We start from the raw sequence: 19,726 nt of genomic DNA on the forward strand, positions 1-19,726 counted from the left end.
GCGCCCGAGCGTCCTGGCAAAGGACACCCGGCACGGTCCTGTAAAACCGCCGGACCCGGCTGGTAACAATAAGGCAAATCTCTGGTCCGGTGGTTAGACCATAAGACCGATCCTGCTGTTTCATGCAGGCACCCGACATGGTCGGACGCGATCCGCAAAGCGTTCACCGGCCGCCCGACGACCCGCCCGTCCCACCGTCGGCGCGACCGCGTCCCCCCACACTCTGTGCTCTTCCGTCCGCACCCCGAGCCGTTCGCCTCGTCCAAGGAGTGTGCGATGCGTCAAGGTGCTCTCCCCGCCGGCCTGCTGGCCGCGGGTCTCCTGCTCACCGGCTGCGGCGGCGCGCCCACCGTCGGCACGGCCGGCTCCGCTCCTGAGAAGAACCCCTACGCCCCCTACGAGTCGCTCACCGGCACCGAGCGCACCGACAAACTGCTCGCCGACGCCCGGAGCGAGGGCGGCACGCTCGACCTCTACACCTCCAACACCGACATCCAGGACCTCGTCGACGCCTTCCGGAAGACCTACCCGGGCATCAAGGTGCACGCCTTCCGGGCCAACTCGGAGACGGTCCTTCAGCGGGCCGTCCAGGAGAACGACGCCGGCAAGCCGCAGAACGACGTCATGGACACCAACGACCTCGAACTGCGGGCCCTGGACTCCCAGCACCTGCTGCACGCCTACAAGGGCCCTGCCGAGGCGGGCCTGAAGGCCGCCGCGAAGAACCTGGGCGGCTGGACCGCCGAACGCTTCAACGCCTTCGTCGTCGGCTGGAACACCGACCAGGTCAAGAAGGGCGAGGAGCCGGCCGAGTTCGCCGACTTCGCCGACCCGAAGTGGAAGGGCAAGCTCTCCGTCGAGGTCGGCGACTGGGACTGGTACGCGTCGATGTACACGTACCTCACCGAGGAGAAGGGCATGTCCAAGGCCGACGCCGACGCCCTGTTCAAGAAGATCGCCGCCAACGTGAAGGTGGTCAAGGGCCACACGGTGCAGGGCGAACTGCTCAGCGCCGGACAGTTCGCGGTGGCCCTCTCGGTCTACAGCCACACCGTCGACAAGGCCGCGAAGAAGGGCGCCCCGGTCGCCTGGCGGCCCGCCGTCGAACCCGTGATCCTGCGCCCCAACGGCGTGGCACTGATGGCCCGGGCCCGGCATCCCGCCGCCGCGCTGCTGTGGACCGACTGGGTCCTCGGCGCCGGCCAGAAGGTCATCGCCGAGTCCCTGCGCATCCCCGCCGCCGCACACGTGCCCGGCTACACCGACCCGATCCCGCCCGGCACCACGACCTACAGCCTGTCGAAGACAGCCGAGACCGACACCAAGAAATGGAACACCGCCTACGACGCGCTGCTGCGCGGCGTTCCCGCGGCGCACTGACCGCGCCTTCCCGTATCGCACCTCCCCGTACGCATCTCTCCAGGAGAGCACCGCATGAGCACCCGCAAAACCACCCTCACCGTGGCCGTGCTGCTGATCGCGGCCGTCACCACCGGATGCGGCGGTGCCGTCACCACCGCCTCCAATACCAAGGCCAACGGCGTGTACGCGCAGATCGCCGGCCTCCCCAAGGACCAACAGCGCGCCGAGGCCCAGAAGCTGGCCAAGAAGGAGGGCGGCACACTCTCCCTGTACACGTCGATGACCGCGGACATCGCGACCCCCGTCGCCGACGCCTTCAAGAAGAAGTACGGCATCAGTGTCAGCGTCTTCCGCGGCAACTCCGAGACCGTGCTGCAGCGCGCCATGCAGGAGGCCCAGGCCGGAAAACCGGGCGCCGACGCGGTGGAGACCAACTTCCTGGAGATGACCGCCCTTTCCGACAACGGCATCCTGGCCGACTTCAACGGCACGGCCCTCGACAAGGTCGACCCGACCGGCAAGTTCAAGCACTGGACCGCCAGCCGCTTCAACGTCTTCCAGCCCGCCTGGAACACCGACCTGATCAAACCGGGCGACGAGCCGCACAGCTGGGAGGACCTGGCGCTGCCCAAGTACAAGGGCAAGCTGACCCTGGAGGTCAGCGACAGCGACTGGTTCGAGAACGTCACCAAGTACTGGCTGGACCACGGCAAGTCGCAGGCCGAGGTCGACAAGCTGTGGAAGGACATCGCCGCCAACGCCAAGGTGGCCAAGGGCCACACGACGATGATGCAGTTCCTCACCGCGGGCCAGACGCCCATGGAGGCGATGAACTACACCTACATCACCGACCGCGCGGCCGAGCAGGGCGCCCCCGTGACGCACCTGCCCAAGAGCGGAAAGTCGTCGATCCCCGCCTTCGGCCGTCCCAACGGCGTCGGCATGATCAAGGACGCCAAACACCCCGCCGCCGCCTGGCTGTTCTACGACTGGCTGCTCACCGACGGCCAGAAGGAACTGGTCAAGCTCGGGCTGACCCCGTCGACGAAGGTCCCCGGTGACAAGAGCCTGACCGGCATCACCCTCGTGCCCTTCGACGTCAAGGGCCTCAGCAACGACGACGGCAGCTGGGACAAGAAGTACGACGCGCTGCTGCGCGGCGTCGCCTCCGCGGGGAAGTGACGGCCGATGACCCTCCTACCGACCTCCACCACCTCCCGCGACGACAATCCGGAACCCGCTCCGGCGCCCGAGCCTGCCGAAGGCGCCGGCCCCGGCCGGGTCGCCCGGCTGCTGCGCCGCCCGCTGTCCCCGCAGGGACTGCTGGTCGGCGGCGCCGTCATCATCGTCGGCTACCTCGCGATCGTGCCGCTGGGCTACCTCATCCACGACACGTTCCTGAGCGCCGACGGACAGGGCGTCTCCTTCGGGGCCTTCTCCCGGGCCTACGGCGGCAACTCGCAGTCCGGCGAGATGATGCTCAACTCGCTGTGGTTCGCACTCGGTTCGGCCGCCCTGGCCCTCGTGCTCGGCACCACCCTGGCCTACATCCAGGTGCGCACCGACACCCCGTTCAAGGCCCTGTTCTTCGCCGCGTCACTCGTCCCCCTGATCGTCCCCGGCATCCTGTACGCCACGTCGTGGATCTTCCTCGGCGACCCGTCGAGCGGACTGCTCAACGCCCTGGTCTTCAAGCCCCTGTTCGGCGCGACACCGATCAACATCTACAGCGTGTGGGGCATGATCTGGGTGCAGGGCCTGCATCTCGCGCCCGTCGCGTTCCTGCTCATGGTCGCCGCCTTCCGGGCGATGGACCCCTCGCTGGAGGAGTCCGCCGCGATGTCGGGGGCGAGCCGGGTGACCGTGCTGCGACGCGTCACGGTCCCGCTGCTGCGGCCCGCGATGATCTCGGCGGCGCTGCTGATGTTCGTGCAGTCCCTGGAGAGCTTCGAGGTGCCGGGACTGCTCGGCCTGCAGAACGGCATCTACGTCTTCACCAGCCGGATCTACTTCGTGCTGCGGGCCTACCCCGTCGACTACGGAGCCGCCGGCGCGTACGCCATCGGCCTGCTCGTCATCGCCGCGGTGGGCGTCCTGCTCTCGACGTGGCTCCAGCGCTCCTCACGCAACTTCCAGACGGTGACCGGCAAGGCCTTCCGGCCCCGCCCGGTCGAGCTCGGCCGGGCCCGGCCCTTCGTCGGCGCGGGAGTGATCCTCTACTTCCTGCTCACCGTCGTCCTGCCGGTCGCGGTCCTCGTCTACGCCTCGCTGCTCAAGTACTACGCGGCGCCGACCCGCAAGACGATCAGCCAGATGACGCTCGACAACTACCGCACGGTGCTGCACATGCCCCTGGCGTTCACCGCGCTGAAGAACTCACTGATCGTCGGGATCGGCGCGGCCACCGCCGTGATGCTGCTGACCTCGATCGTGTCCTGGGTGGTCCTGCGCACCAAGGCTCCCGGCCGACGCGTGCTCGACCTGCTGGCGTTCACCCCCATCGTCATCCCCGGACTCGTCCTGGGCCTCGCGCTGTCGTTCGTCTACCTGCGGATGCCGCTGCCGATCTACGGCACGCTGCTGATCCTGCTGATCTCCTACTGCACGCGCTATCTGCCGTACGGCATGCGCTACTCGTCGTCGGCGATGGCACAGATGTCCCCGGAACTGGAGGAGTCGGCCGCGGTGTCGGGCGCCTCCTGGTTCCAGACCTTCCGGCGCGTCGTACTGCCCCTGATGAGCGGCGGCATCCTGGCCGGCTGGGTCTACATCCTCGTCGTGTCCTTCCGCGAGCTGAGCAGCACGATCCTGCTCTACAGCCCCGGCAAGGAGGTGCTGTCGGTGCTGATCTGGGAGCAGTTCGAGAACGGCCAGTTCACCACCCTCGCCGCCCTGGGCGTCCTGATGGTCGTCCTGCTCGTCGTGCTGGTCTCCGTCGCCTACCGCCTCGGCGCCCGCTTCGGGCTGCAGAACGACTCCGCGAACTAACCGAAGGAACCCTCAGCGATGTTGACGGTCGAATCCCTCAAGAAGAGTTATGACGAAGCGGCGGGACGCAGGGCGAAACGCTCCTCCGCGGCGGGCACCCGTGTGTACGCCGTCGGCGGGGTCGACTTCGAGGTCCACGACGGCGAACTGTTCACGCTGCTCGGCCCCTCGGGCTGCGGCAAGACCACCACCCTGCGCTCCGTGGCGGGCCTGGAACGCCCCACGGAGGGCCGGGTCACGCTCGGCGGCCGGGTCCTGTACGACCACACGCAGGGCATCAACATGCGCGCCAACCGGCGCGGGCTCGGCATGGTCTTCCAGTCGTACGCGATCTGGCCGCACATGTCGGTCTTCAAGAACGTCTCCTTCCCGCTCGAGGTGCTCCCCCGCGCCACGCGCCCCGGCCGCAAGGAGATCGAGGACCGCGTGGGCCAGGTCCTCGACGTGATCGAGCTCGGCGCCTACGCGTCCCGGCCCGCCACCAAGCTCTCCGGCGGCCAGCAGCAGCGGCTGGCCCTGGCCCGGGCCCTGGTGACCCGGCCCGAGCTGATGCTCCTGGACGAGCCGCTGTCCAACCTGGACGCCAAACTGCGCGAGACGATGCGCTTCGAACTCAAGCGGCTGCAGCGCGAGTTGAACCTCACCGCGATCTATGTGACGCACGACCAGTCCGAGGCACTGGTGATGTCCAACCGGATCGCGGTGATGAACGAGGGCCGCATCGAACAGATCGGCAAGCCCCGCGAGATCTACACCAAGCCGGCGACGCGCTTCGTCGCGGAGTTCATCGGGACCTCCAACTTCATGGAGGCCAAGGTGGTCTCGGTCGACGGCGACGAGGTGCACGCCGACACCGCGCACGGCCGGATGGTCGCCCGCGGGGTGGAGAACGTGCCCGCGATCGGGGACACGGTGCTCCTGTCGATCCGGCCCGAGTGCGTCGACCTGTCCCGCGAGCCGCGCGGCGACGTGCCCAACGAGTGGGCGGGCACGATCCGCAACCGTGCCTTCATGGGCGACGTCGTCGACCACATCGTGGGCGTGGGCGACCTGGAGATCCGCAACCGCTCCAACCCCAACCTGTCGATCCCGCCGGGGACGGACGTCCATTTCACGGTGGCCCCGGACAAGGTGACGCTGGTCCCGGTCGACTGAGCGATGCCGATACCCCAGGTACTGCGCCATCGCGACTTCACCCTCTACTGGAGCGGCGTCGTCCTCTCCCAGATCGGGACCCGGGGGGCCGTCGCCGCCAATCTCTACCAGGTCTACCAACTCACCGGTTCCACCGCCCAGGTGGGCCTGGTCGGCCTCGCCCAGGCGGTGGCCCTGCTGGTGCTGTCGCCGGCCGGCGGGATCTATGCCGACCGGCTGGACCGGCGGCGTCTGCTGCAGGCCACGCAGGGCGTCGCGCTGCTGGTGTCGGCGGGACTGGCGGCCGTGACACTGGCCGGTGCAGCCACGGTGTGGACCGTGGTCGTCTCCTCGCTCCTCGCGACGGCGGCGGCCACCTTCGACCAGCCGGCCAGGCAGGCCCTGATCCCCGCGATGGTCCCCCGCGAGCGCCTGGTGGACGCCTTCGCACTGCTCAACCCCTCGCGCGAGCTGGCCGTGCTGGTGGGGCCCGCCTTCGCGGGTGTCCTGATCGCGGCCGGCGGCCCGGGCGCGGTCTACGTCTTCGACGCGGTCACCTACGCTGCCCTCGTCGTCGTCCTGGCCGTGCTGCGCGTACCGCCGCTGGTCGTCGACACTGAGCGGCGGTCGCTGTTGGAGAGCCTGCGGGAGGGCGTGCGGTATGTCGCCCGGCGGCCCGTGGTCTGGCAGTTGATGGGCCTGGACATGACGGCCACGGTGTTCGGCGCCTACCGGGTGCTGCTGCCGGCCTTCGCCGCGACCGTCCTGCACGTCGGTGCCACCGGTTACGGCCTGCTGTCCGCGGCGCCCTCTGCCGGGGCCCTGATCGGTTCGGTGTGGGTGTTCCGGCTGGTGCGCACGGCACGGGCCGGACGGATCGTGCTGTGGGGAACGGCCGCGTACGGCCTGGCCGTCGTGGGGCTCGCCCAGGCGCGCGTGTTCCCCGTGGCGATCGTCATGGCCGTCGCCCTCGGTGCCGCGGACGCGGTCGCGACCACCGTCCGCCACGCCGCCGTCCAGGTCGAGACCCCGGACGGACTGCGCGGCCGGGTCTCGGCCATCTACCAGATGTGCTCGCGCGGCGGCCCCGCGATCGGCGACTCGGCGATGGGCCTGTTCGCCGCCGCTCTCGGCCCGATCGGGGCTCTCACCGCCGGCGGTCTGGTGCCCGCCGTCGTCTCCGCCGCGAGCGCCGTACGCAGCCGCACCGTCCGCGAGTACCGCGTGCCCCAGCCGGAGCCCGCCACCCCCTGACCCACATCTCCTCGAACTCCCCGCTCACATCCGCCCGTTGGGAGCCAAGTTGAGTACGCACACCACGACCGAAGTCACCCACTACCACGTCCAGAAACGCCGACGAGCCGCGTTCATCGAGGAGTGGCGCACCCACCACCGCACGGTCGTCGCCCTTGAGGACGTCGTGATGCACCCGACCGACCGGGGCAGCCGCGTGGGCGTCTACGTCGGCGCCGACGGCGACCGGCCGACCCGCACCATGGACGCGCTCGCCCACGAGATCGACCCCGGGACGACGACCACGCTGCACCGGCACTCCTGGGACGCCATGGTGTTCGTGGTGGCGGGCCGGGGCTGGACCGAGATCGACGGCAAGCGCATCGACTGGGGGCCGGGCGACTCCCTGCACCTGCCGGCCTGGTCCTGGCACCGCAGCGGCAACGAGGGGGACGCCACGACGCGTTACCTCACCTTCTCCAGCGCGCCACTGTTGGAGACCATGGGCATGGCCGTCCTGGAGGACGCCGGACACACTCCCGTGGCCGAGCTGCCGTCGCGTCCCGCGTTCTCCCCCGGCCGCGACGGCGCCGATCCCTACGCGACCAGGCTGCGTCGCCTCGCGCGTGACCAGGAGGCCCGCCGCTCGGGCCGGCTGCACACCAGCTGGGACGAGCTCGAACTGCGCAACACCCCGCGCGGCACCCGCACCACGTTCCTCCTCGACCGTGCCATCGGCTATCAGGCGTCCGGCATCACGATGGCCATGTTCGAGATCGGCCCGGGCCGCGCCCAGTCGATGCACCGGCACCCGGGCGAGGCCTGGCTGTATGTCGTCGAGGGCTCCGGCGAGAGCTATCTGGGCACCGAGCCGGAGGGCGGGGAGCGGCACCCGTGGAAGAAGGGCGACCTCATCGTCGTGGACCACTTCCTGTGGCACCAGCACCTCAACAGCCACCCGGAGCTGACGGCGAAGGTGGTCCGCATCCACATGTTCGACAGCCTGCTGGAGACGATGCGCGCGCTGTGCGATCCGCTGGTGCTGTTCGAGGAGCCGCCGGAGCACATCCGCGACGCGCAGGCCGGCGACCCGTCGACGATCCAGTGGCCTGCGCTGACGCGGCCCACGTGGCCGTGAACGGGGGCCACGAGCGGTGACCGAGGCACTGCCGCACGGCGTCTGCGGGATCCACGCCCTGCCCGCCGACCATCACGACGGGCCGTGGGACTCCGTGATCGTCGAACCCCGGCTCAAAGAGCGGCTGTTGGCGACCGCCGTGCTCGTGCTGCGGCACGGGCGGCGGCTCGCCGGCTCGGCCGTGGCCCCGCACGGACTGGTGGTCCTCGCGGGGCCGCCGGGCACCGGGAAGACCACGCTGGCCCAGGGGCTCGCCCAGGCCGCCGCGCGCACGCTGGCCCCGCACGGGGCGACCACGCTGGTCGAGGTCGATCCGCACGCCTTCCCCAGCGAGATGCTCGGCGAGAGCCAGCGATCGGTCTCCCGGCTGTTCCGGGAGACCCTGCCGGAGCTCGCCGCCCGCCGTCCGCACACGGTCGTGCTCGTCGACGAGGTCGAGGCACTCGCCGTACGGCGGCACTCGGCCTCGTTCGACACCAACCCCGTCGATGTGCACCGGGCTACGGACGCCGTGCTCAGCGGCCTGGACGCGCTGCGCGCACAGCGTCCTGGCACACTGCTGGTGGTGACGACGAACTTCGCCGAGGCCGTCGACGAGGCGTTCCTGTCACGGGCCGATCTCGTCGTTCGCACGGAGCTGCCCGACGAGTCGCTCGTCCCGCGGATCGTCGCCGACTCGCTGCGCGGTCTGGCGGCGCAGTGGCCCGAACTGGCCGTGCTGGCCGAGGACTCGGCCGTGCACCGGCGGGTGGGCAAGCTGCTGTACGGCCTGGACGGGCGCCGGATCCGCAAGACCGTGCACGGGGCGCTGGCCATGCGTCTGGAGACGGCGCGCGACCCGGCGCTGCTGGGCCTCGACGACCTTGTCGCGGCCGCGGAGGAGGCCACCGCGGAACAGCGCTGACGTACCGGGAAACGCTTCGGCCCCACACCCCGCAGGAAGGGTGTGGGGCCGAACTCGTGGGCCTGTCAGGCTTGTTGCGCGGGCTCGTACCCGGGTGCGTCCTCCATGAAGTGCACCGTGTCGTAACCGAGGTGTTTGAAGACGCGGTTCTGTGCCGACAGGACCCGCAGGGGCGTGCCGTCGTGGGCGAAGAGCTGGCAGACGTGGTTCTGCGGCACGTACAGCGTGTCGCCCTTGGTGATCTCGTGCCGGGTGGGCTCCTTGGCGATGCGCGCGTAGTACTTCTCCGCGATCTCCGCCTCGACCTCCCACTGGAGGGCGTAACCGCCCCCGTCGAGTACGTAGAAGACCTCGTCGGCCATCTTCCAGTACTTGCCGGAGCGGCTGCCTTCGGGGATGTCGAGTTCGAAGGCGTCGATGGAGAAGATGCGGGCGTCGGTGCGTTCGGGCGAGGACATCACGCGCACGCGGCCGAGCGGAGTGTCCTCCCAGGTGGTGTCACCGACACCGATGACCTTCTTGCGGTCCAGCACGCCGGGGGTCCAGATGCGCGACCAGTCCTCGCGCGGTCCGAACTCGGTCTCGCGCTCGACCGGGCCGCTGCGTCCCTGCTGCAGCAGGCCCATGAACATCCAGGTGCTCTTGGCCTTCACCACGAGTGCGGTGGCGGTCTCGTCGTAGGGGTTGAAGTGCCGGTGCACGGAGTCGGTGTGGACGAAGACGAGGTCGTCCTTGGTCCAGTCGTAACGCTGGTCGTCGTGGATCTCGTACCCACGCCCCTGGAGGATGTAGAAGGCCGCCTCGTTCTGGTGGCCGTGCCCGTGGTTGCTGGACTCCGGCGGGAGTTCGACGAAGTGGACCTGGATCGTCTGGGTGAGGAACTCCTCGTCACCCGGACCCACCCGCCACCACGTCCGGGACTTCTCGCTGTCGCCCGAGTGGCCCACCTTCGCGTCGTCGACGACCACCGAGTCGTCGCGCACCCGCTTGACGGCCAGCTGCTGGCGGCGGAACTCCCCGAGCCCGTAGGTCTCCGAGGTCAGGCCGCGGACGAAGACGCGTCCCTTCTTCCCCATGGTTCCTCCTGTGATGACTGTGACGCTTGCAGTGCCTGCTGCAATGACCGACACAATGACTGATGGTCTAACCATAATCCCTTAACGTGAGGCACAAAAGAGCCCGGGCCCAACAGGACCCGGGCTCCGTCAGTCGTGGATCACTCGGATCCGGCCCGCTTGGGGGCACCGCCCTTCACGCGCGAGGCGGTCCGCCTGATGTGCGTCCGCATGATGTCCGAGGCGGTCTCGGCGTCACGGTCGGCAACCGCGTCGACGAACTTGCGGTGCTCCTTGGAGCCCTGCCGCCCCATCTGCGGCTCGACGCTCTGCGCCTCCCGCAGGCTCATCAGCAGCGGGCCGTGGAAGGACTGGACGAGCATCTCGATCGCGGTGTTGTGGGTGCAGGCGGCGACGCGGGTGTGGAAGTCCGCGGACATCTCCATGTCGTACGAACCCTGCTTGACCGCCTCGGCGTGCTCGTCGCACAGCGCGCGCAGGTCCTCGATGTCCTCGTCGGTCGCGCGCTCGACGACGAGGGGCACGATGCCGAGTTCGAAGACGAGCCGCGCCTCGGTGACCTCCGCGGCGGTCAGCGGCGACAGGGAGAGCAGATCGGCGAGCCCCTCCCCCACACGCTGCGACGAGGGGACCGTCACGAACGCCCCGCCACGGGCGCCGACCCGGATCTCGACCAGGCCGCTGGCCTCCAGGCTGCGCAGGGCTTCGCGCACGGTCACCCGGCTGACGCCGAACTGCACGCACAGCTCACGTTCACTGGGCAGCCGGTCGCCCGGCTGCAGGCGCTCTTCCTTCAGCAGCAGCCGGATCTGCTCGACGATCAGCTGGGACACCCGGCTCGACGAGACCGCTTTGAACAGACCGTCCGCCGGGGCGGCCTTCTTCGCAGGGGTCGTCCCGGCTGCGGTCTCAGCAGGTTGAGGCTGACTGGGTCGCGATGGCATGTGCGCAGTGTCCCATGGTCAGAGGGTTCGTTGACGTCATCCTACGCAATGGATTAAAGTCATACCAACAGTCCAATAGCCTTCGGGGCGTTCCGACCGAGGAGAGCGACCGCGGCGATGACATCCCTGGAAGGCTCCTACGAGACGCTGCGCGAGCGCGTAGCTCTCGCGTGTCGTGCGCTCGCGGTCACCGGGCTGGTGGAGCACATCCTCGGCCACGTCAGCGCGCGCACCGGCCCCGAGACCCTGCTGGTGCGCGGGCGCGGGCCCCAGGAGCGGGGACTCGCCTTCACCGTCGTGGACGATGTGCGGCAGGTGGACCTCGACGGCAAGGGTGACGTCCCGGCCGACTGGCACGTGCCCGGCGAACTGCCCATCCACACCGAGGTGCTGCGTGCCCGGCCCGAGGTCACTGCCGTGGTGCACGCCCATCCGCCGGCGGTGGTCGCCGCGTCCGTCGCGGATCTGCCCTGGTTGCCCCTCATCGGCTCGTACGACATCCCGGCCGCCCGTCTCGCCCATGACGGCATCCCCGTCTGGCCCCGCTCGGCGCTGATCCGCCGCCGCGACCTGGGTGAGCAGATGGTGGCCGCGCTCGGCGATCGCCCGGTCGTCGTGCTGCGCGGGCACGGCCTGGTCGCCGTGGGCACGGGCGACCCGGTGCACGCCGTCGCCGAGGCCGTCGCGCGGGCGCTCGCGGTCGACTCCCTCGCCCGTGTCACCCTCGCCGCGGCCGCCACCGGCGCTCCCCTGCGGCCGATTCCCGACGAGGACATCGCCGAACTGCCCGATCTGGGACCGTCGTTCAACGTGTCGGCGATGTGGCGCCATCTCGCCGCGCGGGTGGCGCACGAAGGCCCGGACACACCCTTGCGCGGCTGACCGCGCGACGCCCCCGGATCCGACCGAGCGGAGGATCATGCTCGTCCTCGACAACAAGGTCACCGCCGCCGTACTCACCATGCCCGACGTGGTGCGGGCACTTGAGGAGTCCTACCGGGACCTGGCCGAAGGCGTGGGCGTGTGCCGTCCCCGCATCGACCTGAACCTGCCGGTGGACGACACGCGGGTCTACCGCTGGGGAACCATGGAGGGCGGCTCCGCACGCAGCGGCTACGTCGCCCTGCGCATGAAGTCCGACGTGCTCACAGAGACCGGCCCACCCGGTCTGCGGACACAGGAGAAGTACTGCGTGCGGCCGGGAAAGTTCTGCGGACTGGTCCTCCTGCTCGACGCACGCACCGGGGAACCGCTCGCGCTGCTCAACGACGGTCTGCTCCAGCACCTGCGGGTCGGGGCCGACTCGGCGATCGGGGTACGCCTCGGTGCCCGCGAGGACGCCCGGGTGCTGGGCCTGCTCGGTTCGGGCGGCATGGCCCGCAGTCACATCGAGGCCTTCCGCGCCGTACGTCCGCTCGCCCGCGTCCAGGTCCACAGCCCCACCCGCGCCCATCGCGAGCGCTTCGCGGCGGAGATGCGCGAGCTGCACGGACTGGACGTCGTCGCGGTCGACGAGCCCGAACTGGCCCACCGCGGCGCCGACATCGTGGCGGGCTGCACCGATGCCGTCGGCGATGTCGTCCTCGGCGGTCATCTGTCCCCGGGCACGCATGTGACCTGCGTCGGCGGCCACCCCGACGCGGCGGCACGGGACCGCTTCGCCGTCTGGCTGCGGCTGGGCAGCGCCGGCACACCCGTGTCCACGCCGGGCTGGGCGACCGACGACGAGTACGTGTCCTACCGGGCCCAGCCCGACGCCCCGGTCTGGCGTCACCATCACGGGCGGGGGCCCAAGTCCCCGCCCGGCCGGGCCCGCCGGGTCCGTCTCGACGCCGTCCTCGCCGGCCACGACCGGGCCCGCGACGACGAGGAACAGGTGACGTTCTCGGAACGCGGCAACATCCAGGGCGCGCAGTTCCACGCCGTCGCGGCGATCGTCTACGAGCGGGCCCGCGAACGCGGTCTGGGGCACGAGATCCCGCGCGAATGGTTGCTGCAGGACATCCGCGACTGAACCGGTTCCACCTTGCCCCCCGTGCGAGCTACACACAGGTGTCCACTGTGCGGTGACGATCTGGGGGCGTCTGATCCCTAGCGTTCGGAACAGCCGCAGCGCTCCTGTCGCCGTGGTGACGACGTTCAACCTGGACGAGTACGTCTACGCGGCGCTGCGCGCGGGGGCCAGCGGCTTCCTGCTCAAGGACGCGCCACCCGCCCAACTCCTGCACGGCATACGGACCGTGGCCTCGGGCGCGGCCCTGTTGGCCCCCGAGGTGACACGCCAGCTCGTGGGCCGCTACGCCGCCCGGATCCGTCCCACCGAACGCACCCCGCACGACATCCCGCTGACCCCCCGCGAACTCGAGGTCCTCCGCCTCATCGCGGACGGCCTGTCCAACAGCGAGATCGCCGCAACGCTCGTGATCAGCCAGGAGACCGTCAAGACGTTCGTGTCACGCATCCTCGCCAAACTCGGACTCCGCGACCGCGTCCAGGCGGTCGTCTACGCCTACCGGCACGGCCTCGTCACCTGAGGCGGATCAGCGACACCGAAGGCGGTACCTCGCCGTCGCCGAGGGGCGCCGTGAACTCCAGTCGGTGGTCAGTCCCGCGCCGCACTCCGCGGTCCGCGGTGAGCGTGAAATCCATGGTGGTACGGCCCTGCGGGCGGACCGAGATCCGAGTCGGGCCGTGCGCCCGCGCCGACCAGCCTCCGGTGGGACACGCGCGCACGGACACCGTCTGCGGAGTGGGGGTGAAGTTGCGGACGTTCAGGGACATCCGAGTGCGGAAGGAGAGGTGGTAGCCCCATGGGGGTTCGGCGTCGCTGTTGGACGAGGGTGAGGATGCCGGGGATTCCGTTGCAGGGCGTGGTGGCGTAGGCGAGGGCTTGGGTCAGCCAGTTGCCGTCGAGGCTGCCGTACTCGTCGTCGTTGAGGTAGCCGGAGGCGGCGTCGGCAAGCCAGTCCAGCGGGAGGTGAAGGCCAGCGCCCAGTCGACGGGCGTCCATCGCGGCGTGGATGAGAGCCAGGGTGGCAGGGTGGCTCCCCGGGACGCGTTGTAGCGGTCCATCCGGTAGGCTGCGCCAGCCTGGTACTGGGTGATCTGTGCGCACTTTGCGTGCTGCGCTGCCGGGACGGTCGCGGCGAGCGCGGGGCGGCGGACCCACAGCAACACAACACGGTCACAGTGCCTACACAGCTTCCGCGCGCACCGCATGATGCCCTTTCAGCACCAGAACGCTCCCGGGGGATCCATGAACACCCGCACAGCCGCCAGCGCCGCCATGCTCATCCTCGCCACCCTCACAGCCGGCTGCAGCAGCGGGAGCGGAGGCGACACCCAGGCTGGCCCGGCTGACTGCAAGGCCGCTATGCGCAAGCAGCTCCAGGACGCCATCGACACCGGTGCGTCGGCCGCCCCCGGCTCCCGCCCGCCCCAGTGCGACGGCATCGACAACAAGACGCTCCAGAAGTTCACGGGCGAGCTCATGGCCGACCAAGTCAGCGATGCCCTCAACAGCGCCCTGCCCACCGAGACCACCACCACGAGCGTCAGCCCCGAGTGCCGGGCCTGGATCAAGGACGAACTCCTCTCCACGGGCGGCGGCATCGACGCCGTCGAGGGCTACAGCATCTGCGGCAAGCTGCCGGAGGAAGCACTGAACCAAGCCATTGAGGAGGTCACCAACGAGCTGATCCAACAGGGCGCCACCGCCTCACCCTGAGACCGGGCACGCAGGAGCGGTCTGACCAAGGACCCGCGCAACTGCCGCTCTTACCGCGAGCCGGGCACACGGCAGAAGGCGCAGGTGTCTTGCTGGACCTGCGGCCACAACACCTGCCGCCGGCAAGTCGAACTGCCGGCTCGTCCAGTGCCCTGACATCTCCCGCCGCGGCATGTGATCGTTCGTGAAGCCACTTCCAACCATCGTGCAGCGCGGAGTAGTACCAGCGTCGTACAGGCTCGTGGATCAGTCGAGGACTGAGGAGAACGAAACACGGTGCTGTCTCGCAAGAGCAGACGAGGGGCCTGGCCGGAGCCGCGCTGCTACAGGCGGGTCGACGATGAGATAACTGTCGCCCTCCTCAAAGAGGCCCTGGTCCAGGCGTTGTCCTTTCGCCCGTCTTGAATACCTGTTGGAGATCCCGGGGCGACCGGCGTGGCCTGATTGATCATTGCGTGACTTCCGCTCGGAGCTGAGACTGCCGTGGGCGGAAACTACGGGTAGGACGGGGCGCTCGGTGAAACGCATTCACTTCACGGCGGAGGACCTGGCGCGGACGCGCGTAGCCGCAACGATCGGCGTGGGAGCGGAGACGCTCGACAGTGTGAGGCTGTTGAGGGATCGCGACGCGAGACCCGCCCTCCGCCGCTGGCAGGTATCGGTGCGTGGACGGCTGGATGAACAGGTCGGCCCGCTCTCCGCGTTGACGCCCATGCGCGGCCCGCGGATCGACGCGATGAGCCTGATGGGAGACACGGCATCCGTCGACGAGACGGTGGACAACTTGATGGGGGCTCCCCGCGCCCTGATGCGCCTCGAACTGGAGAACATCGACTTCCACCCCTCCCATCGATCCTGGGCCCGGAACCTGATGGACGGCGACCGGGAAGCCCGCCTGCAGGTGGCCGCGGCGCTCAGGGCTTGCCACGGTGTCACCGTCGCTCCTTACTGGAGCAGGGTGCGTTCCCATCTGAGCGAGGTCCGTGCCGCGTACGTGGGGACGATGGCCGACGGCGGGGTCGAGCAGCTCCTCGCCACACTCTGCGATCCGTTGGTCCGCTGGCGGCCGCCTGTGCTTGAGGTGCTCCACGCGCACGATGCGGACGTTCACCTGGACGGGCGAGGTCTCGTCATCGCGCCGACGATGTTTTCCCCACCGCGGGCCGAACTTCTGTATCCGCCGCTGGACCCGGCCCGGGCTCCCACCTTGGCTGTTCCCACCCTCGGTGTGACCTCGTTCGACACCGCACTGTGGGAGGGCGTCGGCGCGTCCACCGTGCAGTCGCTCGACGACCTGCTTGGACGTACCAGAGCAGCGGTGCTGAGGGCGACCGTCGGCGGATGCGGCACCACGGAGCTGGCCCACCGTCTGAACATCTCTCCGGCGAGCGCGAGTCACCATGCGAAGGTGCTGCGCAATGCCCACCTGGTCACCACCCAGCGCGAGGGCAGGGGGGTGTTCCACACCGTCACGTCCCTGGGTTTCGCGCTGTTGCAGCAGAGGCACCCCTCCGCCTGACGGGACGCAGAGCCGTACTGGTCCTCTTCGTACACAGAAACACGGCAATCCCGACGGCCGCCGTCACCGGCAACTACCGCCCGTAATTAACGGTCTGTCCGCCGCGCCGCTTCATTCCTGGTCCGTGCGCTGACGCGCTTCGGGTTCACTCACAGGGTCGGTGTCCTCCGGCTTGGAGCAGTGCGGCTTCCCACTCCCCTGAGACGGGGAGCAGCAGCCGTTGCGATTGATCTGATGTCCCGCGGACCCCACCCGCTTGCGTTCCTGGTCATGCCGGGCCATTGGGGGAACGTCCCGCAGTTCATCCCCGTCATGGAGCGCATCCGCGTTGCCCGTCTCGACGCAACCGCCGATATCTACGGAGGCGGCAGATCAAGCACACCAAACCTGAGCCACGAGACCAGCGGGCCAACCGCCGGCGCAGTGACAGCGAAGGTGGTCGACCCACCGGCTTCGACAAGACGATTTTCAAGCCCTGTAACGAGGTCGAGCGGACGACTATTGCCCTCAAGAACTTCCGGACTGTGGCTACGAGATACGACAAGCGGGTCCACGGGGCGTCCGGGGAACCACATCCCGGACGCCCCGCAACCCTCGGTGAGTTGGGCTTGGTGCCGGTGAAGGGATGTTCGGTGCCGAAGCCGAGCGCTCCCGTCATCTCCTGCGTGTCGGCCAGGTCGGCGCGGGCGACCCGGGCCATCACGGTCTTCACTTGGGCACCGACCGGACCGGGCTCCGAGGCAGCCGCAGACGCAGGTCAGCCGGGGTTGACCGGGATGTGGGCGGTGTCAGTTGTCCTACGCCAGGTACGGCGCGGGCAGACGGATGACGTCCGCCGTGTCGTCCGGCCAGGCCACCTCGACCAGCAGGGCAATCGTCCTCCGAGCGGAGCGCGAGGCGGGCAGTTCCGTCAGGTCCGTGCCGTCGAGGTGGATCGCCGCCGCGTAGACGGCGCCGTGGGCGACCACCCCGTCGGACTCCACATACGGCGTCATGGATCGCTCACCGAGCGCGTTGTGCGCGGGCAAGCGGTTCGCGACCTTCTGTGAGTGCTGGACCAACGACGGCAAGCCGGTACGCCGCCTCCAGGCAACCCCCGAATCCCTGGAGGACAGCCCGATCATCTGCGGAGTCTGCCGCACCGAATTCGTCGCCCGAGGAGCCCGACGAGGACGAGGGCGACGCGTAACCCACACCGAGCGGGCTGCTCCGGCGGCCAGCTCTTGAAAGACCGTCAATCTGATGATTGGACATTGGAGCGGCCATATCGGCGAGTTAGATCTTGAGTGGGTGAACGGGACCGCCATGCACGGGCGGCTGAGCTACATACACGGGTTTCCAGGAATCCAGGCGTCAGAAAAGTTGGGAACGTTGCCTTTGACCTGCGGGAACGATGGAGCGAGTAAAAGTAGGGAACGTTCCTTTCTGGTTCTCTTAAGGGTTGATCCCGTTGCTTAAACACCCCCTCGTTCAGCATCCTGTGATCAGGCGTCAGGAGTGCTCAGGGGAAGCGGGCCAGAGACATCAATGTTGAACGGCTCAGCTCACGACGCCCAGAATCATCAGGAACAGACGACACACCCGTGGAGCGCTAAATGCCAGGCCCCGCACTTGGCGGAATTCGCAAGAACGCCCCCGAGGCGCACAAAAATCTACTCACCTGCGTACGTGAAGAAATTGACTACAACAAGCTCAGCCTTCGCTATGTCTCGTTGCACGCGAAATGCTGCCACGGCAAGCGACTATTCTCTTCTTGCGGAAAAGTCTCCGAGTTCCTCCGGGCAACAGGGACACATAAGCGCCCTCCCAGCTGGAAGCACGTACTAGGAGTACAGCAAATCCTGATTAAACCGCGGGTAACAAGGCCTACTCTTGCCCAATATTGGATCGATAGCGTCCGCAGCTACAACAAACCTGATCACAATCAGTACATTGCCGATTGCTTTCGAGAGGTTCTGAAATGGGCGAACAACGATCCGTCTGACCTTGAGCTGGAGTACCTACGGAAGTACACGTCCCGGACCGGATCCAGCAGAAAGGCCGCCGCTGGTAGCTTCGGTGCTCTGCTTGCGCTCATGGGGCTCTTCGCCCCTACATACATGAATACCACGCAGCCGGGAGCCTCCGAAAACGGAGCACGGGCGTACATCAATCCGCCCGAATCGGTCGGCAGCACCGCCAGCTTCCAAAAGGTCATCCTCCACCAGGACCTAGCTGTACAGGAAAGCGGCAGGACCGCCTACATCAGGAGCGGGGAGACCATCTACCTGGGCTGCTTCCAGTCCGACAACAGTTTCGCGGTTGTCGGAACAGAGGCACGGGTCAGGATTCCGGCCCTCCAAGCGGCCGACGTCAAAGACGAGGACTGGAGCTTTGACCTGTGTTACGGGCCATACGCCACTCAGCCCACGCCCAACGACGGGTTCAGGACCAATGTGAAGTAGCCGGAACAACCCACCACGGCACAGCCCTTGAGCCGGTCCGGACGCAAAGGCGTGCGGGCCGAGCCCCGAAGGGTCAGGGATGCAGCTCGCCCGGCGGCGCGGGTTCCATGATCAACATTTTGTCCGTCCAACCGTTCTCCAGGAGGAACACGCCCATGAGCGGCACCCTTACCCACACGATGCACACTCTGGACCAGTACGCCCTCGCGTCGAACCAGTTGACGAAGGCCAGCATGACGATCGCGACCGGGGCCAGCTCCACCACCACCGTCGTGCTCGCCGTGACCGGCCTCCTGGTGACCATCGTGCTCGCCGCCATCGGCTGGATCATCCTCGGCAAGCGTCGCGCCAAGGACCGTGCCGCCGACGTCGCCAACGGTGACCTCGACGCGCTCATCACTGACCTGCGCGCCGCCGATGTCGAAGCCCGCCGACTGCAGGCCCTGTCCCGCCCGGCGGGCGGTGACGACTTCAAGGAACTCACCCGGCTCATCCCCCGAGTGGAGTGCAGCGGTGCGCAGTGCACCGCGCCGCTGCCGGTGCTCGTCGCCGACGTCGTCCAGGACATGAAGAACCTCATTGCACTGCCCGTCGGCAACGCCACCCCGTTCGGCAAGTACGGCGTCCGAATCCAGCAGCAGACCCGGGCCGTCGACAAGCTGCTGTCCTCGGTCGACAAGGCGCTCACCAGCGCCCGGCAGATGCGCAGTTGACCAGCAGCCGCCGATCGCGTGCACGAGCGGCGATACCCTTCTCCGGCCGTCGGGTCGGTCTTGATCAGGTTCGAGACGTTGAACGGCGCCGGCCTCCTCGAACTGCTGCTCCGCCCACAGGACAGTCTGGGTGCCCTGGTGCTTCACCATTCCCGGCGAGATGCCGAGTCGGAAAGTGCCCGCGACGGGCTTGCCCTCGTCCGTGAGCGGCAGGACGCCCAACGTGTTGGGCCGACGGAGGGGTAGACGATGGCGTCGGTGCCGATCGCGACCGGGTACAGGTCGGCCGCGGCGGCCGTCTTCATCAGCTTGCGGTGGATGCCGATGCGCTGGTTGGCGAGCACGACGGTCCGGATGTCGGGACGCCACGCCTCCCGCTTCAGCGTCGGCCACGGCTCGTAGTAGGGGACCTGGCCCCGGTTGCGCTGGCGGAGCTTGCCGATGCCGCGCTTCGCGGTCGCCTCAGCTACAGGCACCAGATGCGCCCCCGCCGCAACGGCGGCGTGGCGTGATCCGGCCATCGGGAGACGCCTGCCATCCGGGC

Annotated in this window: 18 protein-coding genes and 2 pseudogenes; 15 read left to right on the forward strand and 5 right to left on the reverse strand. The window is 68.7% G+C overall.

What is annotated here, in order from left to right:
- Positions 1-276 precede the first annotated feature (276 nt).
- From ACWD5F_RS04745 to ACWD5F_RS04775, 7 genes are read left to right on the forward strand one after another with little or no spacing between them, the layout of a single operon-like run.
- Positions 277-1,380: an ABC transporter substrate-binding protein gene (locus ACWD5F_RS04745; RefSeq protein WP_451251096.1), complete on the forward strand. Its 1,104-nt coding sequence runs from the start codon at positions 277-279 to the stop codon at positions 1,378-1,380.
- Between the two features lie 54 nt (positions 1,381-1,434).
- A complete protein-coding gene (locus tag ACWD5F_RS04750) occupies positions 1,435-2,544 on the forward strand; it encodes an ABC transporter substrate-binding protein (protein WP_451251098.1) in 1,110 nt (369 codons plus the stop codon).
- Between the two features lie 6 nt (positions 2,545-2,550).
- Entirely contained in the window at positions 2,551-4,350 is a 1,800-nt protein-coding gene (locus tag ACWD5F_RS04755) for an ABC transporter permease (protein WP_451251100.1), read from the forward strand.
- A gap of 18 nt (positions 4,351-4,368) precedes the next feature.
- Positions 4,369-5,505 carry an ABC transporter ATP-binding protein gene (locus ACWD5F_RS04760; RefSeq protein WP_451251102.1) on the forward strand — a complete coding sequence of 379 codons (1,137 nt, stop codon included), beginning with the start codon at positions 4,369-4,371 and terminating at the stop codon, positions 5,503-5,505.
- Between the two features lie 3 nt (positions 5,506-5,508).
- The gene (locus ACWD5F_RS04765; protein ID WP_451251104.1) at positions 5,509-6,738 is read left to right on the forward strand and encodes an MFS transporter; all 1,230 of its coding nucleotides are present in this window, start codon (positions 5,509-5,511) and stop codon (positions 6,736-6,738) included.
- A 49-nt stretch (positions 6,739-6,787) separates the two neighbouring features.
- Positions 6,788-7,855: a cupin domain-containing protein gene (locus ACWD5F_RS04770; protein ID WP_451251106.1), complete on the forward strand. Its 1,068-nt coding sequence runs from the start codon at positions 6,788-6,790 to the stop codon at positions 7,853-7,855.
- Between the two features lie 16 nt (positions 7,856-7,871).
- Entirely contained in the window at positions 7,872-8,759 is an 888-nt protein-coding gene (locus ACWD5F_RS04775) for an AAA family ATPase (protein WP_451251108.1), read from the forward strand.
- A 65-nt stretch (positions 8,760-8,824) separates the two neighbouring features.
- Here the strand turns inward: ACWD5F_RS04775 and ACWD5F_RS04780 are convergent, their stop codons facing one another.
- Positions 8,825-9,835: a cupin domain-containing protein gene (locus tag ACWD5F_RS04780; RefSeq protein WP_451251110.1), complete on the reverse strand. Its 1,011-nt coding sequence runs from the start codon at positions 9,833-9,835 to the stop codon at positions 8,825-8,827.
- Positions 9,836-9,975: 140 nt separating this feature from the next.
- Positions 9,976-10,779 (reverse strand): FadR/GntR family transcriptional regulator, encoded by an 804-nt coding sequence (locus ACWD5F_RS04785; RefSeq protein ID WP_451251112.1) that lies wholly within the window; start codon positions 10,777-10,779, stop codon positions 9,976-9,978.
- Positions 10,780-10,896: 117 nt separating this feature from the next.
- Here ACWD5F_RS04785 and ACWD5F_RS04790 point away from each other — a divergent pair, with 117 nt between their 5' ends.
- The 3 genes and pseudogenes from ACWD5F_RS04790 to ACWD5F_RS04800 all read left to right on the forward strand — a co-directional run.
- Entirely contained in the window at positions 10,897-11,661 is a 765-nt protein-coding gene (locus tag ACWD5F_RS04790) for a class II aldolase/adducin family protein (RefSeq protein ID WP_451251114.1), read from the forward strand.
- Between the two features lie 37 nt (positions 11,662-11,698).
- Positions 11,699-12,793 carry an ornithine cyclodeaminase family protein gene (locus ACWD5F_RS04795; RefSeq protein WP_451251116.1) on the forward strand — a complete coding sequence of 365 codons (1,095 nt, stop codon included), beginning with the start codon at positions 11,699-11,701 and terminating at the stop codon, positions 12,791-12,793.
- A gap of 106 nt (positions 12,794-12,899) precedes the next feature.
- Positions 12,900-13,313: pseudogene (locus tag ACWD5F_RS04800) on the forward strand (LuxR C-terminal-related transcriptional regulator); the annotation flags it as partial.
- Here the strand turns inward: ACWD5F_RS04800 and ACWD5F_RS04805 are convergent.
- On the reverse strand, positions 13,306-13,560 hold the full coding sequence (locus ACWD5F_RS04805; protein ID WP_451251118.1) for a hypothetical protein: 255 nt from the start codon (positions 13,558-13,560) through the stop codon (positions 13,306-13,308). The pseudogene ACWD5F_RS04800 and the gene ACWD5F_RS04805 sit on opposite strands and share 8 nt — an antisense overlap.
- A 475-nt stretch (positions 13,561-14,035) precedes the next feature.
- Between ACWD5F_RS04805 and ACWD5F_RS04810 the strand changes: the two genes are divergently transcribed.
- The 3 genes and pseudogenes from ACWD5F_RS04810 to ACWD5F_RS04820 form a co-directional block, all read left to right on the forward strand.
- Positions 14,036-14,506: a hypothetical protein gene (locus tag ACWD5F_RS04810; RefSeq protein ID WP_451251120.1), complete on the forward strand. Its 471-nt coding sequence runs from the start codon at positions 14,036-14,038 to the stop codon at positions 14,504-14,506.
- 451 nt (positions 14,507-14,957) lie between these two features.
- Positions 14,958-16,025, forward strand: a complete 1,068-nt coding sequence (locus ACWD5F_RS04815) for an ArsR/SmtB family transcription factor (protein ID WP_451251122.1) — start codon at positions 14,958-14,960, stop codon at positions 16,023-16,025.
- Between the two features lie 204 nt (positions 16,026-16,229).
- Positions 16,230-16,579: pseudogene (locus ACWD5F_RS04820) on the forward strand (IS5/IS1182 family transposase); the annotation flags it as partial.
- Between the two features lie 243 nt (positions 16,580-16,822).
- Here ACWD5F_RS04820 and ACWD5F_RS04825 read toward each other — a convergent pair.
- Entirely contained in the window at positions 16,823-17,020 is a 198-nt protein-coding gene (locus ACWD5F_RS04825; protein WP_451252307.1) for a hypothetical protein, read from the reverse strand.
- A 600-nt stretch (positions 17,021-17,620) separates the two neighbouring features.
- On the opposite strand from ACWD5F_RS04825, the gene ACWD5F_RS04830 reads away from it, so the two are divergent.
- Entirely contained in the window at positions 17,621-18,469 is an 849-nt protein-coding gene (locus tag ACWD5F_RS04830) for a hypothetical protein (RefSeq protein WP_451251124.1), read from the forward strand.
- Positions 18,470-18,624: 155 nt separating this feature from the next.
- Complete coding sequence (locus ACWD5F_RS04835) at positions 18,625-19,182, forward strand: hypothetical protein (protein ID WP_451251126.1); 558 nt, start codon at positions 18,625-18,627, stop codon at positions 19,180-19,182.
- 143 nt (positions 19,183-19,325) lie between these two features.
- On the opposite strand, the gene ACWD5F_RS04840 is transcribed toward ACWD5F_RS04835, so the two are convergent.
- Positions 19,326-19,703 (reverse strand): hypothetical protein, encoded by a 378-nt coding sequence (locus tag ACWD5F_RS04840; RefSeq protein ID WP_451251128.1) that lies wholly within the window; start codon positions 19,701-19,703, stop codon positions 19,326-19,328.
- Positions 19,704-19,726: the final 23 nt, after the last annotated feature.

The organism is Streptomyces sp. NPDC002499 (assembly GCF_053595415.1).

Coding starts and splice junctions, on each gene's coding strand:
- ACWD5F_RS04745 (WP_451251096.1), top strand. CDS start 277: ATGCGTCAAGGTGCTCTCCCCGCCGGCCTGCTGGCCGCGGGTCTCCTG.
- ACWD5F_RS04750 (WP_451251098.1), top strand. CDS start 1,435: ATGAGCACCCGCAAAACCACCCTCACCGTGGCCGTGCTGCTGATCGCG.
- ACWD5F_RS04755 (WP_451251100.1), top strand. CDS start 2,551: ATGACCCTCCTACCGACCTCCACCACCTCCCGCGACGACAATCCGGAA.
- ACWD5F_RS04760 (WP_451251102.1), top strand. CDS start 4,369: ATGTTGACGGTCGAATCCCTCAAGAAGAGTTATGACGAAGCGGCGGGA.
- ACWD5F_RS04765 (WP_451251104.1), top strand. CDS start 5,509: ATGCCGATACCCCAGGTACTGCGCCATCGCGACTTCACCCTCTACTGG.
- ACWD5F_RS04780 (WP_451251110.1), bottom strand. CDS start 9,835: ATGGGGAAGAAGGGACGCGTCTTCGTCCGCGGCCTGACCTCGGAGACC.
- ACWD5F_RS04785 (WP_451251112.1), bottom strand. CDS start 10,779: ATGCCATCGCGACCCAGTCAGCCTCAACCTGCTGAGACCGCAGCCGGG.
- ACWD5F_RS04790 (WP_451251114.1), top strand. CDS start 10,897: ATGACATCCCTGGAAGGCTCCTACGAGACGCTGCGCGAGCGCGTAGCT.
- ACWD5F_RS04795 (WP_451251116.1), top strand. CDS start 11,699: ATGCTCGTCCTCGACAACAAGGTCACCGCCGCCGTACTCACCATGCCC.
- ACWD5F_RS04805 (WP_451251118.1), bottom strand. CDS start 13,560: ATGTCCCTGAACGTCCGCAACTTCACCCCCACTCCGCAGACGGTGTCC.
- ACWD5F_RS04810 (WP_451251120.1), top strand. CDS start 14,036: ATGAACACCCGCACAGCCGCCAGCGCCGCCATGCTCATCCTCGCCACC.
- ACWD5F_RS04825 (WP_451252307.1), bottom strand. CDS start 17,020: ATGACGCCGTATGTGGAGTCCGACGGGGTGGTCGCCCACGGCGCCGTC.
- ACWD5F_RS04830 (WP_451251124.1), top strand. CDS start 17,621: ATGCCAGGCCCCGCACTTGGCGGAATTCGCAAGAACGCCCCCGAGGCG.
- ACWD5F_RS04835 (WP_451251126.1), top strand. CDS start 18,625: ATGAGCGGCACCCTTACCCACACGATGCACACTCTGGACCAGTACGCC.
- ACWD5F_RS04840 (WP_451251128.1), bottom strand. CDS start 19,703: ATGGCCGGATCACGCCACGCCGCCGTTGCGGCGGGGGCGCATCTGGTG.